The following is a 15,854-nucleotide window of genomic DNA, read 5'->3' on the forward strand; positions in this document are numbered from 1 at the left end:
CTACTCCGGCGATGTCGGACCCGCCGGGCACAATGACGACCGTGACGAACTCGCTGACCATCCGCCCCGCCGTCCGCACCGAGCGGCGGACCGGGCGTCTCGGCGCCCGCGAGGTGCCGATCGCCCACTACGTGGCGTTGCTGGTCGACGGAGTGCCGCTCGATGTCGCGGTCGTCCACGGCGCCGGGCTGGTCACCCCGCTGCAGGGATGGTGGCTGCTGCGCACCTCGCCGGTGCTCGACGAATTGGCCGGTCGCACCGAGGACTTGCGACTGCCCAGCGGGTTCGCGCCGATCCGGTACCTGGCGCCGGGGCGGGTCCCGCTGCTGGTCTGTCCGTACGACGACGACATCGCCTGCGGCTGGCTGACCGCCCGGGTGTCGCTCGACGAGCGCCGAGCGACGTGGACCGACTTCCGGTGGGAGAACGGCGGCACCGGCCGGGCCGCGCCGGTCCGGGGTCTGCCCGCACGGCTGACCTTCGAGCGGGACGCCTATCTGGCGACCCTCTCGCGGGCGCGGGAGCTGGTCGCCGAGCTGCCCGAGGTCGACCCCGACGGCTCCTGGCGCGACGACGAACCAGTGCCCGGGGTGCCCGTCGGTCTGGAACGGGCCTGGGGCGCCTGGGCCCGCTGGCGCCACCGCGGGGTGACCCGATGAGCGGCGGACGGGCGACGGATGCATCGATCGGGGATGCCTCGACCGCGGACGCCGAGGCGTCCCGACACGGTCTGCCACCTGGCCCGGAGCCGGCGGATCCGACGGAGTGGGCCACGGAGACCGCGGCGCTGTACGCCGCCGAGGACCGGCTGATCCGGTGGATCGAGGACGGGAGCGTACGTCTCGACGGGATGACCTGGCTGCCCGAGCCCGACCCGCTGTTCCGTGACGTCCGGGAGGTGGCCCGCTTCTGTGATGCGGCGTGTGATCGCCTCGGGGTGCCGCGGGTGGACGTACGCGCCCGGAAGGGCCCGACCCGGGCCGAGTACCGGGCACCGTTGATGGAGATCGCCGTGCCCACCGCGGAGGTCGGCGGCGCCTGGGCCCTGCGCGGACTGATCGTGGTCCACGAGTTGGCCCACCACCTGGTCGCCGTCGGCGGGACCCAGCAGGGCGGACCGCATGGGGAGTCGTTCCGGCTGCGGATGACGCACGCACTGGAGGTGCTCGGGTTCCCCGGGCAGGGCCGACTGCTCGGGCTCGCGCTGGCGACCGATCATGCGCCGGCGGAGCAGACGGTGTGGCGCGAGCGGATCGCCGCGATCCTGCGCCAGGCGGAGGCGACGACGCACCGGGCGGAGGCCGAGACATTCGTGAGTCGTGCCCAGGAACTGGCCACCCGGCACGCGATCGACCTGGCGCTGCTGCAGGCCCGGGACCGAGCCGCCGGCGAGGCCGCGCAGGGCGCGGAACTACCAGAGGAACAGAGCGTGGTGATCGGCCGGCCGGGCCAACGCTGGCTGCGCCTCTACTGCAGTCTCTTCATGGCGGTGGCCCGGGCCAACGACGTCGAGTTCCTGCTGGCCCGCGACTCCACCCGGATGTACGCCCACGGGATGCCGTCCGACATCGCCATGACGGTCGCCCTCTATGAGTCGTTGCGGGCCCAGATGGTCGCCGCCGGGACCCGCTGGATGGCCACCGGGGCGTGGAAGCAGACGACCACCCGGCGCCGGAACGGGCGTCGCGTCGAGGAGGTGCCGGTGCACTGGTCGACCGCGAAGACCTCCTTCTACGAGGGCTTCGTCGTCTCGATCGCGGAACGCCTCGACGAGTCCCGTCGTCGTGCCGAGGAACAGGCCGACCGGGCGGTGTCCACCGGTGCCGGTGTCCCGCCGCCCGCCGACCCGGCAGGCACGCACAGCACTGCGCTGCACAGCACGGCCATCGTCCTGGCCGCGAAGCGGGAACAGGTGCGGGCCTTCCACCAGCAGGTGGTCGACCGGATCCGTCCCGGACGGTGGCGCGGCAACGACCGCGGCCCGTCCGCCTGGTCCGAGTCCGGGGCCAGGGCCGGCCGGGAGGCCGGTCAGCGCGCGGCGGTCGGCCGGGCCCGGGGCGAGTTGCTCGGCCCGCCCGGGGAGCGCCGCCGCTAGGCCGGCGGCATGGCGAACAGCCCAACCCGCGTGGTCCTGGCCAGGGTTCGCGGTAGACGTTGGGCGCTCGCTCCCTTGCGAAAGAACCTCATGCGACGACCTCGGGGCATGCGGTGCGGGTGATGTCGTGCAGCGTCTCGACGATGACCTCTACGTCGGCATCGGGGAAGAAGTAGTCGGGGCCCGTGGGGGCGTGGTCGGTGTAGGGAGACTCGAAGAGGCGCTGAGGCTCCATGACACCGTTCTTGGTCAGCTCGTCGACGATGAGGTTGACGAATCGGATCTGGTCGGCGGTGAACTTGGTGCCGTCGAGATAGCGCTCGAATGCTTCGATGGCAGCGGCGTGGTCGAGCCCGACGAGACCGCGGACGAAGACACCGAGGCCGCCGGTCTGCTGGTTGGCCCAGGCGATCTCGGCCTCCTGGCCACCGGAGGCGACGAGCATCTGCTCCAGCGCGGTCAGGTCGGCCGGCGTCAGCTGTTTGTTGCGGCGCAGGCGTTGGAGTGCGAGGGCGTCGAGGTGCCCGCGGAGGTACGCCTCCGCCTTCGCGCGGAACCGCTCGAAGTTGGTGCCGGGCGTGATGCCGGGGAGGGCGACTTCGACACCCGTACGGAGGGTGTCCTCGAAGTCGGTGTACACCGGATTGCGCGCCGTCTTCTCGATGAACCGCACCAGCCCGCGCAGACGTAGGCGGGCGACCTCCAGCATGGGGAGGGTGACGTCGATCCACCACTGGTCACCGGCGACGGATTCCAGCAGCACCGCCTGCGCGGCCACCGAGGGGATCGCGGTCTTGCCCAGGAGTGCGGCGGCGATGTTCTGGATCGTGTCGCGGAGGCGCTCGGCGAGGGCGGTGTCGTCGTCCAGTTGGGCGAGCTGGCGCTGCAGCACCAGCAGATCGAAACGTTTGGCATCCTCGTCCTCGTCGTGGACCGAGGACGGCAGCCCGGCCAACGTCCACGCGACCTCGGCATCCTCACGAGTCAGGGCCGCCCACGCCGAGGCATCAGCGAACCGCTGGACGGCCTGTCGGTGCTTGCGGACCACGAAGTTGTCGAGGGTCATCCCGGCGACGATCTCGTGCAGTGTCGCCGCCGTCGAGGTCCGCAGGTCGGGCTGGTCCTCGCCCAACGCGGTGATCAGTCCGAGTCGGGCCTCGAAGAGCCGCTGCGAGAGCGACTTCTGGAGCTGTCCCTCGGAGCCCGGCAGGTCCTGGCCGAAGTACTCGAGGTTGCCGCAGAAGTCGAAGACGAGGAAGTCCCGCTTGTCGTCCCCTGGGCCGAACAGGTCAGGGCACAGCCCGGTGCCGCGGCCGATCATTTGCCAGAACTTCGACTTCGATCGCACCTGTTTGAAGAACACCAGGTTGACGACCTCGGGGACGTCGATGCCGGTGTCGAGCATGTCGACGCTGATCGCGATGTGGGGCGCTTTGTCCTTGATCGAGAAGTCGTCGATGAGCGATTGGGCGTACGGGGTGCCGTGGGTGATGACCCGCGCGAAGTGACCGGCGAGTTCGGGGTAGGCGAGGTTGAACCGCTGCTCGATGAATGCGGCGTGGCGCTGACTCTTGGCGAAGATGATCGTCTTGCCGAGGCGGTCGCCGCCGGCCACCGCGTAACCCTGCGTCATGAGCGTTTCGAGGACCTTGTCGACGGTGTCCTCGTTGAAGAGGAATCGATTCAGCTCCTCGGCGCCGACTTCGTCAGGCGGATCGTCCTCGCCCCAGTCGAGGGCGTCCCACTGGTCCTTCTCCTCGTCGGTGAGGTCGTCGTACCTGATGCCCGAGCGGAGGAACTGCGTACCGACGCTGAGTCCCTTGGGCGGCACGAGATAGCCGGCGTCGACCGCTTCGTCGAGGCCGTACACGTCGGTGGGGACGCCGTCTTCGAGGTGGAAGCGCCGGTAGGTGTTGTGGTCGACCTCGTCCTTCGGGGTCGCGGTCAGGCCCACGAGCATCGCGTCGAAGTAGTCGAAGATCGCGCCGTACTTCGCGTACACCGACCGATGGGCCTCGTCGATGACGATCAGGTCGAAGTAGCCCGGCCCGAAGCGGCGCAGCCCGTCGTCGGTCTCGTCGATGAGGTTCATCATCGTCGGGTACGTCGACACGTAGACCCGCCCGTCGGTGACCTTCTCGGTCACGAGGTTGACCGTGGTCGAGCCGGTGAGGTGCTGCTTGAAGGCGTTGGCGGCCTGATTGACCAGGGCGGTGCGGTCGGCGAGGAACAGCACCCGCTTGACCCAGTTGGCCCTCTGTAGCAGGTCGACCAGCGCAATGACCGTACGGGTCTTCCCAGCGCCGGTGGCCATCACCAGCAGCGCCTCGCGCTGCTTGCGGTCGAACGCGTCGCCGATCGCCTTGATGGCCCGCACCTGATAAGGCCGTCCGGCGATGTCGGTGTTCACGGTCGCGGTCGAGAGCGGGAGCTTGGTCTGGCGGCGCTGGATCAGCAGTTCCAACTCGTCGCGGGTGTAGAAGCCGTCGACTTCCCGCGGCGGGTAGCCGCCGGCGTCGTCCCAGATTCGATGCTCGTAGCCACTGGTGTAGAAGATGACCGGCCGCCGGCCGAACCGGGCCTCGAGGCAGTCGGCGTACAGCGTGGCCTGCTGCTGGCCCACCTCGGGGGACTTCGTCGTACGTTTCGCTTCGACCACGGCGAGCGGTAGACCGTCGGCACCCCAGAGGACGTAGTCGACGTAGCCCTTGCCTTCGGCGTTGGGCATGCCGGTGACTTCGTACTCCCGGTCGCGCGGCTGGTCCAGTGGCCAGCCGGCTTCGTGCAACAGCACGTCGATGAACAGGTCGCGCGCGTCCGCCTCGCTGTAGTCCCGGTCGTCCGGCTTCGCGGCCGCCTGCGCAGCGGCGATCTGGGCTTTGAGGGCAGCGATCTCGGACTCATTGGCGGCGAGAAGTTCGTCCTTCTCTGCCAGCGCTGTGGCGTGCGCCTCGTCCTGGGCCCTGAACTTCGCCGCGAGCCGTACGACCTCCTCGCGTGACAGCGGGGCGGCCTTCGCGGCGAGAGTGGGATCGAAATGGACCTGGAGCGGGACGACGTCCGGGTGTGGGGAGTGGTGATACGACGTCCACACCATGACGTGGAATAGCTCCCGCAGCACCGCAAGCGACACGTCGGGACGGATCTGGCGGTTCTCGTGCACCGCCGTGTTCGCGAGGCGGCGGATCATGGTCAGCTTGTCGGTGATGCCCTGCGGCACCTGTGCCTTGAACCCCGGATCGCCGATCTTGGCTGCCAGGTCGTTCTTGTAGGGCGTACGCAGCGAAAGGACGTCGTAGAGATAGGAGACGACCCCCTCGACGACGCGGCGGGCATAGAAGCAGGCCGACCGAGGGTCGGAGGCGAGGTAGGACTCGGCGCGGACGCAGTCGGCATGCACCGACGGGAGCGTTTGGCAGACGAAGCTGAAGTTGGTCACACGGGCCCGGCTTCGTTGAGGGCGCGTTCACCGACCGTGCCACGCAGCCTGTCGGACGCGACGACGTCGACGGCACGACGTTCGGTGCGGGGGGCCATGGAGAAAGCGTAACGAATGGTCGTCATGACTACTCGAAAAAGTCCTCGTCGATCTCGACGATCTCAATGCGCTGCTTGACCTGAACGCCAACACCGTAGCGGATCATCAGGCGGGCGAGGCGCTCTCCGTCGATAAGGATCACCCGGGTGGCAACGGACTCGGCGTAGGTGATAGCTGTCCGAGCGAATCTGCTCGTCGTGATGAAGACACCCTGGTTGGCTTGGTTGCCGGCCAGCGCTCCGACGAAGGCCTGGATGGCCTCGCGGCCCACGGGATTGTCGGCGCCGTAGCGTTTGGCCTGTACGTAGATCCGGGACAGACCGAGGGCATCCTGGTCGATAATCCCGTCGATGCCGCCGTCGTTCGAGAGTTGGGTACGGGTGGCTGTGCCCTCGGCACCGCCATAGCCCATCGCCATCAGAAGGTCGAGGACCGCCTGCTCGAAGAACACGGGGTCTTGGGCCAGAATTCGGGTGAGGAGTTGGTTTGCCACGTCCGCGGTGATGCGGGCGAGACCGGACGCGATCTGCTCCTCGGGATCGAGCACGGAGTCTTCCTCGTCGGCGGATTCGATGGGCGATGTCGTACCGGGGAAAGCCTCCGACCCGAGTTGCGCCACTTTAGTGACCACCCTGGAGAGTATCGAGGATTTCTTGGGCATCGGGTGGGATGGCGGGCGGGATGGTGATGGTTTGGGTGCCGGTGTTGATGACCGCTGAGTGCAGGGGCCGCAGGATCTGCAGGAACTTCTTGACCGAGACACCGGTCCGGGCCTGGATCGTGCGGGCGATGGCGAGGGCGGCGAACACGACGGTGAGGTGGGCCTCGATCGAGTCGCGGGTGTGGTGGAAGATCGGGCGGGCGGCCAGGTCGGATTTGGCCATCCTGAACGACGCCTCGACGTGCCACAGGTCCCGATAGGCCGCGACGACCGCCGGCCCGTCCAGCGTCACGGCAGGGATGTTTGAGACGTACCCTTTGAAACCCGCGGCTGCGCGGGCGCGCTCGACCAGGGGCCAGTCCACGCCCTTGGTGGCGCCCTCGAGCTTGATGAAGCGGTGTTTTCCGATGGGTGCTTTGCCGGTGGCGATCTTCTCGGCGCGTTCGATCTGCTTATTCAGCGTTTGCTGGTCGCGCCGGGCCCTGGCGGCGAGGTAGTGCCAGACGACCCGGCGGTCGCGCCGGTCCTTCCCGACACCCATCGGGCGGGTGACCTCGAACGTCGCACCGTCGGCCAGGTAGTTGCCGTGGGCCTCGAAATGGTCCTCCAGCTCCGCGGGAGCCTTCGATTGCCGGGCGGCGACGATGAAGGAGAAGCCGGCGTCCTCCAGCGCGTTCAGGTTCGCCGCCGACAGCATGCCGGCGTCGGCGACCACGACCAGATCACTGACCTGGTGGCGGGCCTGGAACGCTTCGATGACGGGCAGGAGGGTGGTCGTCTCTGCTTTGTTGCCCTCGAAGACGTGCAGGTCGAGGGGAAAGCCGGAGGGGTCGACCAGTAGTCCGACGGTGATCTGCGGGTCGACGCGGCGTTCCTTGGACATGCCGACCTTGCGCAGCGAGTCCTCGTTCTCGGCCTCGAAGTACAGCGTGGTCACGTCATACATGACCAAGGCCACAGCACCATGGGCGCTGACGTGGCTCCAGCAGGCCGTCGCAAGCTGGTCGCGGTAGTCGCCCTTGTTGATCCGCGGCAGAGCCCGGGTGATCGTGCGCAGCGAGGCCGGCGTGATGCCCAGCCCCTCCAGGACCCGGATCGAATCGGCCTTGCTGGTCGGTTCCACGACCCTCGCCAGGACCAGCTGGCGGAAACACTCATCGGCCAGGACGTCGAACCCGAGGTGGTCGTAGACCCCGACGAGCGCTTCCCACAACACCGTGGAAGCGGTCGACTCGACCACTGCTTGGCCGGGCGGGCGACCCGCAGGCTCCCAGCCTAGATCGAGCTGGTCCTGGCCCAGCGCCAATCGTTCGCGGGCGACCTGCAACAGCAACTCGAGTTCGGCCTGGTCATGGGCCGAGCCGATGTGGTCGATACCGAGGCGCTGCTTACCGCGCTTGTGCACGATCTGGACCGCGGTCGCTCCGGACGCGGTCTTCACCTTCCGCACGAACGACCCCACCCCGACAGGCTACCGGGGCGACTTCTTAGTGCACACTTCCCGAGACGTAAGCCCTAGTCACCAGCACATCGGTCCTCAAAAACAGGCAGGGTGGCGCAAGTCGGGTCCGATGTGGGTGATGCGTGGGGATATCCGGGCAGCGCTCGCAGGTGCTTCTCGGTGATCCCGTCGGGGTGCTCCGCCAGAAGCTCTCGACCGGCATCGGTGATCCGATAGTTGCCGCGCGTAGGACGTTCGACCGCACTCACTCTGGAGAGATAGGACAGTGCCCAGTTGCCACGATTGCGGTATTGCTGCTGGCCGGACGGGATCAGAATCTGGCGCTGTTCAGCTGTGACACCGAGCAGGTCGGCTGCAGCCTCGACGATCTCTCGCGCGCGCTGCACCTCCCCGTCGGAGAGAACCCGCAAGGAAGGTGCCATGTACTGATCCCAGGTGGGAACGGTCATCAGAGGTCTCCTCGGAAGGCGCGGGACTGGAGAGAAGCGAAGAGTTCCTCACAGTATGTGAGGGCACGCGCGGCGATGGAGCGCTGGCTGGTCATCGCAGCGACACGCTGGGCGAACTCGTGCTGAGAGTCGGAGGTGGGGTACAGAACCCGAATTGATTGGAACGACGACTTGTTGACGAGACCCTTCATGCCGCCCGTCGACTTCGCGCGGACAAGTTGAGGCGACACCTTGAGCTGGCCGAGAAGGAACGCCGCCATCACGCGCGGAGACGGCAGGATGGCGTTGATCTGTTGGTTGAAGGCCACGTCGCGGTCAACAAGCGAGGCCTTGCCGATGCTCGTTGGACTTCCAGCGATGCACGTCACGAGGATGGAGCCTGTCGGCGCGATCCGAGCCCTTGCCCGACCATGCTCCGACAGCCACTCGTCAGCGCGTGTTGCGGTGTCGCCGCCCAAGTTGTCGGACTTGATCCACTCAATGGACTGCCCGAAGTTGCTCGCTTCGGCCCGCGACGGGGAGTTTCCCGTGACGACTTCCGCAAGATCACCGATGGCGGCTGTCGGCAACCCGCGGCTGTTCGTGACTGGGTCGCCGAACATGTCATGGAACATGGCCTGAGTGAGGGAATCGAGGTGCGCGAGGACCTGGCGGCGCTTGGTCCGCAGGGCGTCGGCTTGGTCGAGGATCGCGGCGATTCGGCGCTGCTCGGTAAGGGATGGCAGGGGAACCGGGATCTTCTCGGTCGTCTTTCTCGACAGCTCCTTGAATGTGGCGCCGTTGCCAAGTGACTGGAGGTAGTCGGTCTTCGACCTCAGCCAGTGATACAGGTACTTCGCGTCGAGACCGGGCCCGGGCACCAAGCTCTTGAATCCCTGATTTGTCGCCATCGGGACCGTGTTGATAGCGACGTGCCCGATCGGTGCGCGCGAGCTGAGGAGCACCGAGCCCTTGGGCAAGATGGTTGTCGCGCAGCTTCGGACGCCAGCCTGGGTGATCTTCCGCGGGGTTGTCGAGATGTACGCCCCGTCGAGTTTGCTGAGGTCTGCGGGAGTAGCCCATTCGACGTCCCCGTCCCAGAACTCAGCGACGCCGGTTTTCGGAGTCGCGCCGGAGACAACCTCGGCAATCTCGCCGAGGGCAACGGTCTTCACGAGAGAGTCGCCTTCAGCTTGGCGAGGCCCTGGGCGATCTCGCCCTCCAACTGTTCGATGTCGGCGATGATCTCAAGCGGCGGGCGGTGCTCGACCTCGTCGTACTCGATCTCCTTGTAGCGGTTCAGGGAGAGGTCGTAGCCCTGGGCGACGATGTCGGCCTTCGGGACGAGGAAGGACTGCTCGGTGCGGGCCCGGTCCTTCTCGCCAGCGAGGTCGCCCCAGCGGGTAAGCACATCGGGCAGGTCGTTGGCCTCGACCGGGTTGCGCTTGTCGTCCAGGGAGAAGCCGTCGGCCCGGACGTCGTAGAACCAGACGTCGTCGGTGCCGCCGGAGTTGGTCTTGGTGAAGAGCAGGATCGCGGTCGAGACGCCTGCGTACGGCCGAAAGACGCCGGAGGGCAGCTTCACGACGGCGTCGAGCTTCTGGTCCTCGACCAGCGTTTGACGAAGCGTCTTGTGGGCCTTCGACGACCCGAAGAGTACGCCGTCGGGCACGATGACCGCGGCTCGGCCGCCGGGCTTGAGCAGTTTCAGGAAGAGGGCGAGGAACAGCAACTCGGTCTTCTTGGTCTTGACGACCCGCTGCAGGTCCTTCGAGGTGGCCTCGTAGTCCAGTGACCCGGCGAAGGGCGGATTGGCGAGGATCAACGTGTACTTCTCGGCGTCCTCGCTTGCGCCCTCGGAGAGGGAGTCGCGATAGCGGATGTCGGGGGAGTCGATGCCGTGCAGCAGCATGTTCATGCTGCCGATGCGCAGCATCGTGGAGTCGAAGTCGTAGCCGTGGAACATCGACGCGTGGAACTGTGACCGTTGGGCCCGATCGAGCAGGGCCTCGGCATGGGTGTGGCGGACGTACTCGCTCGCGGCGACGAGGAAGCCGGCCGTGCCGCACGCCGGGTCGCAGATCTCGTCGCCGGGCCGTGGCGCGGTCATCCGAACCATCAGGTCGATGATGTGGCGCGGCGTACGGAACTGCCCGTTGACGCCGGCCGCGGCGATCTTGGCAAGCAGGTACTCGTACAGGTCGCCGTTCGTGTCCCGGTCGGCCATGGGAATGTCGGCGAGCATGTCGACGACCTTGCTCAGTAGCGCCGGGGTCGGGATGGTGAAGCGCGCGTCCTTCATGTGCCCGCTGTAGGTCGTCCCGTCACCCAGGCCGCGCAGGAACGGGAAGACCTGGCCGGCGACGGTCGTGTACATCACCTCGGGCGAAGAGTTCTTGAACTGGCTCCAGCGCAGGTGTTGCTGGTTGGGCCGGAACACCGGACGTGCGATCTCGCCGCCGGTGACGCGGGCCTTCTTCTCGGCCAGCGTCTGGATGTCGTCGAGGCGGCGGATGAACAGCAGGTAAGTGATCTGCTCGATCACTTCGAGCGGGTTGCTGATGCCGCCGGACCAGAAAGCGTCCCAGATGCGGTCGATCCTGCTCCTCAGCTCACCGGTGATCACGACGGAACCTTATATCCCGCATGCGGCCGCTCGTCCGGACGCGGGGTGGTTGCCGTCCCGGCGAGCCGACGGCGTGCGGGGCGAGGTTGGTGCGGCGCTGGGGCTCAGCCTCCTGTGGATCTCTCGGGCGCACATCTCCCGGGTGATGTCGGTGCTGACTGGGAGACTTCAGGCATGAGAGAGTCCACGCCGTCGAACCCGGAGCGTGACAGCAGCCCTTCATGTCGCCCACCGACGGGCGCGCCTGCAACGGGGGAGGACTTGGTCGAGCAGTTGTCGTCGCTCATCGACCAAGCTCGCGAGGCGATCGCCTCGTACGCCAACGCGACTCTGACGATGACCTACTGGCGGGTGGGCGCGATCATCGACTCCGAAGTGCTCAACGAGGAGCGGGCTGAGTATGGGGCGCAGACTCTGGTGACACTGTCACAGGAATTGACCGCTCGCTTCGGTAGGGGCTTCGACGAGCCGAACCTCAACCGGATGGTCAAGTTCGCCAGGTTGTTCCCCGACACCGAGATTCTGGTGACGCTGTCACAGAAATTGAGTTGGTCTCACTTCTTAGCACTCCTGCCTCTGCGGAGTGCCGATGCCCGGGGCTTTTACGCTCGGGAAGCAGCTGCTGGGCGATGGACTGTCAGGGAGCTGCGACGTGCGATCCAGCGGAAGGCCTACGAGCGTCGCGAGATCGCCGATTCCCAGATCGGGCCAGGCTCGATGGTTCCGGTCGACACCTTCAGTGATCCGTACCTGCTCGACTTCCTTGGTCTCCATGATGGCTTCGCCGAGGCAGACCTGGAGGCGGCGATCCTGCGGGACCTGGAGGCGTTCCTACTGGAGGTCGGCACCGGCTTCACGTTCGTCGAACGCCAGAAGCGCATGGTCATCGATGACAAGGACTTCCATCTCGACCTACTGCTCTACCACCGGTCGCTGAAGCGACTGGTCGCCGTCGAACTCAAGATCGGTGAGTTCGATGCGCGGCACGAAGGCCAGATGAAGCTCTACTTGAAATGGCTCGACCGGTACGAGCGGAAGGAGGGGGAGGAGGCGCCGATCGGCCTGATCCTCTGCACCGAGGCCAGCCGCGAACAGATCGAACTCCTGGAGATGCACAAGGACGGCATCGTCGTAGCCGAGTACTGGACCGCACTGCCGCCCAAGCACGAACTTGAAGCGCGGCTACAAGCCATGCTCCGCAGCGCCCGCGAGCGGCTCGTGCGACGTCAGCTGCCATCGCAGCTCGGCGTCGACTGAGCTGTCCAGTTGGCGGCTGGACAGCTCATCCCGCAGATTGTGGTGACGCTGGCACACACCACAATCTCCGTCACCTCGCCTCCCGTCGCTGCTGTGGCTGGGAGGAGAAGGTCGGTGGTGAGCTGAGGCCGACCCCTGAACTAGCATCACTGAACGACAACCCCGCGAGCTCGCACTGGTAGGAGCGACAGGACATGGCGAACAGACTGGCCGGCGCGATCAGCCCGTACCTGCTCCAGCACGCGAGCAACCCCGTGGACTGGCAGCCCTGGGGAGCGGAAGCGTTCGAGGAAGCCCGTCGGCGCGACGTACCGATCCTGCTGTCGGTCGGCTACGCGTCCTGCCACTGGTGCCACGTGATGGCCCACGAGTCGTTCGAGGACCGCCAGACGGCCCGGCTGATCAACGAGCACTTCGTCGCCGTCAAGGTCGACCGCGAGGAACGGCCCGACGTCGACGCCGTCTACATGTACGCCGCGCAGGCGCTGAGCGGGCAGGTCGGCTGGCCGATGACCGTCTTCTGCACCCCCGACGGCGAGCCGTTCCAGGCGGGCACCTACTACCCACCGGAGCCCCGCCAGGGCATGCCGAGCTTCCGGCAGCTGCTGGACGCGGTGACCCGGGCCTGGACCGAGCAGCGCGACGCCGTCGTCGACTCCGCCCACGAGGTGGTCGACCACGTCACCAACAGCACGGTCCTCACCGCGGCGATGATCCCGGCCACCCTGGGCGCCGAGGACGTCGAGATGGCGTGGGACCGGCTGCTGCCGGAGTACGACCCGGTTGACGGTGGGTTCGGCCGGGCGCCGAAGTTCCCCACCGCGATGGTGCACGAGGCGCTGCTGCGGATCTCACAGGCCGATGCCCTGCCGCGCCACCAGCGTGAGCAGGCCGCCGAGATGGCCTTCGATTCGCTCGAGGCGATGGCCCGCGGTGGCCTGTGCGACCAGATCGGCGGCGGGTTCCACCGCTACAGCGTCGATGCCCAGTGGGTGGTGCCGCACTTCGAGAAGATGCTCTACGACAACGCGCTGCTGCTGCCGGCGTACGCTCACGCCGCCACCCTCGTCAAAGGCCCGCGGAAGGCCCTGTTCACCCGGGTGGCCGACGACCTGGTCGACTGGCTGGTCCGGGAGATGACCACCCCGGAGGGTGCCTTCGCCGCGGCCCTGGACGCCGACTCCGCCGACCCGCTCGGCCAGCCGAGTGAGGGGGAGTACTACATCTGGAACCCGGCCCAGATCCAGCAGATCCTCGGCGACGCGGACTACCACGACGTGCTGCGGATGTTCCACGTCACCGATCCGGGCACCTTCGAGGGCTACGCCTCCACGCTGCAGCTGCCGGCCGACCCCGAGTCGTACGGCGCCGGTGGCGTACGCCTCTACCAGCGGGCCCGGGCCGTGCTCGCCGAAGTGCGGCAGCACCGTGCCGCACCCGCTAGGGACGACAAGGTCGTCGCCTCCTGGAACGGCTGGATGGTGTCGGGGCTGGTCCGTGCCGCCCGGTGGCTCGACCGCCCGGCCTGGCTCCAGGCGGCACGGCGGGCCGCCGAGGTGGTCTGGGACGTCCATCGGGTGGACGGGCGCCTGCGCCGGGTGAGCCGCGACGGCGTGGTCTCCGAGGCGCCCGCGACGTTGGACGACCACGGTGCCCTCGCGGAGGCGTACGGCCTGCTCGCCGAGGCCACTGGGGAATCCGTCTGGGCGGACCGTGCCCGGGACCTGGTGGCACTGGCCGAGGAGCACTTCGCTGCCGGTGACGGTGGTTGGTGGGACACCGCCGACGACGCTGCCGGGCTGTGGATGCGACCGCGGGCGATGGACGACAACGCGACCCCGTCAGGGGCGTCGGCGATGGTGGCGGCGCTGCGTCAGCTCACCCGGGTGACCGGCGAGGAGACGTACGACGCCCGGGCCGACCGGGCGGTGCGCACCCAGGCACAGCTGCTGCGGACCGCGCCGCGGTTCGCCGGGACGGCACTGGCCGACACGGTGGACCGGCTCGTCCAGGACGCCTGAGTGCCCCGGGACGCCTGAGTGCCCCGGGACGCCCGCCCGGGCAGTGTTTGATCGAGCTGGGCCTGATCGAGCTGGGCCTGATTGAGCTGGGCCTGATCGAACGTCAGGCCCGGGCGATCGCCAGGCCGATGGCCACCGCGTGGCAGATCGCGGCCACCGCGGTGGCGGCGTGGAAGATCTCGTGGTAGCCGAACCATCGGGGGCTCGGGTCGGGTGACTTGCGGGCGTAGACCACCGCGCCCGCCGTGTACACCAGACCGCCGGCCATCAGCAGGACGACCACACCCGGCCCGCCGACCCGCCAGAACGTCGGCAGCCACCACACGGCCGTCCAGCCCATCACGATGTAGAGCACGGTGTAGAGCCAGCGCGGCGCGGAGAGCCAGAAGACGCGGAACAGCACGCCCAGCACCGCGGTCCCCCAGACGATCGACAGCAGCAAGACGCGGCCGGTCCCCTGCAGCATCGTCACCGCCAGCGGGGTGTAGGTGCCGGCGATGAAGACGAAGATGTTGGAGTGGTCCAGCCGGCGCAGCACCGCAGTGGCCGCGGGGCTCCAGTAGAACCGGTGGTAGAGCGCCGAACAGCCGAACAGCTCCAGCGCGGAGAGCATGTACACCGCGACGGCAGCGCGGACCGGCAGATCCGGCGCCCAGATCAGCAGGCCGATGCCGGTGAGCAGCATCAACGGCGCCATCACGGTGTGGATCCAGCCGCGGACCACGGGCTTCGCCGGACCGGCGAAGTCGACGGGCCGGGTGAGTTGGGGTCCTGGCATCGAACGCCTCCTGAGGCTACGTGCCCGTAGGCTACGGACTCGTAAGTTACTGTAGTCGGCGGGGGGCCGGATCCGAATCGGTCCGCAGCATCGACCTCGTTAGGCTTGACCCATGTCCCGACTCGACAGCCTCCGTGAGCTGGTCGACCGACTGCACCCCGCCACCTTGCTGTACTCGACCTACGAGCACCGGCTGACGGCGGAGCTCGATCCGACGGCCCTTCCGCAGCACGTGGCCGTGCTGGCCGACGGCAACCGGCGCTGGGCACGGGCGAACGCGCCGGGTCAGCCGCTGGTCACCGGCTACCGGGCGGGGGCGGCGAAGCTGGAGGAGTTCGTCGAATGGTGCGACGAGGTCGGCATCCCGGTCGTCACCCTGTGGGTGCTGTCGACTGACAACCTGCGCCGCGCGGCGTCCGAGGAACTGGAACCGCTGCTGGAGGTGATCGCCGACCTGGTGGAGGGCATGGCCGCCACCGGACGCTGGCGGGTGCAGCCGGTCGGGGCGCTGGATCTGCTGCCGTGCGCCGTGGCCGACCGGCTGCGGGCGGTGGAGCGGGCCACCGTCGACTCCGACGGCATGCACATCAACGTCGCGGTGTCGTACGGCGGCCGTCAGGAGCTGCGTGACGCGGTCCGCGAGCTGCTGCGGGAGAAGGCTGCCGAGGGTCGTACGATCCAGGAGGTCGCCGAGACCCTCGACATCGACGAGATCGGCGAGCACCTCTACACCGCCGGCCAGCCGGACCCGGACCTGATCATCCGCACCTCGGGGGAGCAGCGGCTGTCGGGCTTCCTGATGTGGCAGTCGGCGCACAGCGAGTTCTACTTCTGTGAGGCGCTGTGGCCCGACTTCCGCAAGGTCGACTTCATCCGCGCCCTGCGGTCGTACGCCCAGCGGGAGCGCCGCTACGGTCGCTGAGCGGCGTCGTACGCGTCGGCGGCCGGCGTTGCACCTGCCGGCGTCTCACCGGTCGACGCCCCAACG

12 protein-coding genes are annotated in these 15,854 nt (G+C 67.8%); 5 read left to right on the plus strand and 7 right to left on the minus strand.

From position 1 onward, the window contains the following. Nucleotides 1-41: 41 nt before the first annotated feature. On the plus strand, nt 42-659 hold the full coding sequence (locus R0146_RS09250) for a hypothetical protein (RefSeq protein WP_317688983.1): 618 nt from the start codon (nt 42-44) through the stop codon (nt 657-659). Further along, a complete protein-coding gene (locus R0146_RS09255) occupies nt 656-2,095 on the plus strand; it encodes a DUF7168 domain-containing protein (protein WP_317688985.1) in 1,440 nt (479 codons plus the stop codon). The genes R0146_RS09250 and R0146_RS09255 overlap by 4 nt, the downstream gene beginning before the upstream one ends. Nucleotides 2,096-2,183: 88 nt before the next feature. Here R0146_RS09255 and R0146_RS09260 read toward each other — a convergent pair whose 3' ends face one another. From R0146_RS09260 to R0146_RS09285, 6 genes are all read right to left on the minus strand, one after another. Further along, nucleotides 2,184-5,534, minus strand: coding sequence for a DEAD/DEAH box helicase family protein (locus tag R0146_RS09260; RefSeq protein WP_317688986.1), 3,351 nt, complete (start codon nt 5,532-5,534; stop codon nt 2,184-2,186). A 127-nt stretch (nt 5,535-5,661) separates the two neighbouring features. Beyond that, complete coding sequence (locus R0146_RS09265) at nt 5,662-6,264, minus strand: restriction endonuclease (RefSeq protein ID WP_317688988.1); 603 nt, start codon at nt 6,262-6,264, stop codon at nt 5,662-5,664. Next, on the minus strand, nt 6,254-7,756 hold the full coding sequence (locus tag R0146_RS09270) for an IS1634 family transposase (protein ID WP_317688991.1): 1,503 nt from the start codon (nt 7,754-7,756) through the stop codon (nt 6,254-6,256). Before R0146_RS09270 ends, R0146_RS09265 begins: the two co-directional genes overlap by 11 nt. A 53-nt stretch (nt 7,757-7,809) precedes the next feature. Continuing rightward, the gene (locus tag R0146_RS09275; protein WP_317688993.1) at nt 7,810-8,205 is read right to left on the minus strand and encodes a winged helix-turn-helix domain-containing protein; all 396 of its coding nucleotides are present in this window, start codon (nt 8,203-8,205) and stop codon (nt 7,810-7,812) included. Beyond that, nucleotides 8,205-9,359 (minus strand): restriction endonuclease subunit S, encoded by a 1,155-nt coding sequence (locus R0146_RS09280; protein WP_317688996.1) that lies wholly within the window; start codon nt 9,357-9,359, stop codon nt 8,205-8,207. Before R0146_RS09280 ends, R0146_RS09275 begins: the two co-directional genes overlap by 1 nt. Beyond that, nucleotides 9,356-10,810, minus strand: coding sequence for a type I restriction-modification system subunit M (locus tag R0146_RS09285; protein ID WP_317688999.1), 1,455 nt, complete (start codon nt 10,808-10,810; stop codon nt 9,356-9,358). Before R0146_RS09285 ends, R0146_RS09280 begins: the two co-directional genes overlap by 4 nt. Nucleotides 10,811-10,984: 174 nt before the next feature. On the opposite strand from R0146_RS09285, the gene R0146_RS09290 reads away from it, so the two are divergent. Continuing rightward, the gene (locus tag R0146_RS09290; RefSeq protein WP_317689000.1) at nt 10,985-12,067 is read left to right on the plus strand and encodes a PDDEXK nuclease domain-containing protein; all 1,083 of its coding nucleotides are present in this window, start codon (nt 10,985-10,987) and stop codon (nt 12,065-12,067) included. 194 nt (nt 12,068-12,261) lie between these two features. Then, on the plus strand, nt 12,262-14,088 hold the full coding sequence (locus R0146_RS09295; RefSeq protein WP_317689002.1) for a thioredoxin domain-containing protein: 1,827 nt from the start codon (nt 12,262-12,264) through the stop codon (nt 14,086-14,088). 103 nt (nt 14,089-14,191) lie between these two features. Here the strand turns inward: R0146_RS09295 and trhA are convergent, their stop codons facing one another. Next, nucleotides 14,192-14,866 (minus strand): PAQR family membrane homeostasis protein TrhA, encoded by a 675-nt coding sequence (trhA, locus tag R0146_RS09300; protein ID WP_317689004.1) that lies wholly within the window; start codon nt 14,864-14,866, stop codon nt 14,192-14,194. Between the two features lie 112 nt (nt 14,867-14,978). On the opposite strand from trhA, the gene R0146_RS09305 reads away from it, so the two are divergent. Beyond that, nucleotides 14,979-15,788 carry an isoprenyl transferase gene (locus tag R0146_RS09305; protein WP_317689006.1) on the plus strand — a complete coding sequence of 270 codons (810 nt, stop codon included), beginning with the start codon at nt 14,979-14,981 and terminating at the stop codon, nt 15,786-15,788. The last annotated feature ends 66 nt before the right edge of the window (nt 15,789-15,854 follow it).

It is taken from the genome of Raineyella sp. LH-20 (assembly GCF_033110965.1).
Lineage (GTDB): Bacteria > Actinomycetota > Actinomycetes > Propionibacteriales > Propionibacteriaceae > Raineyella.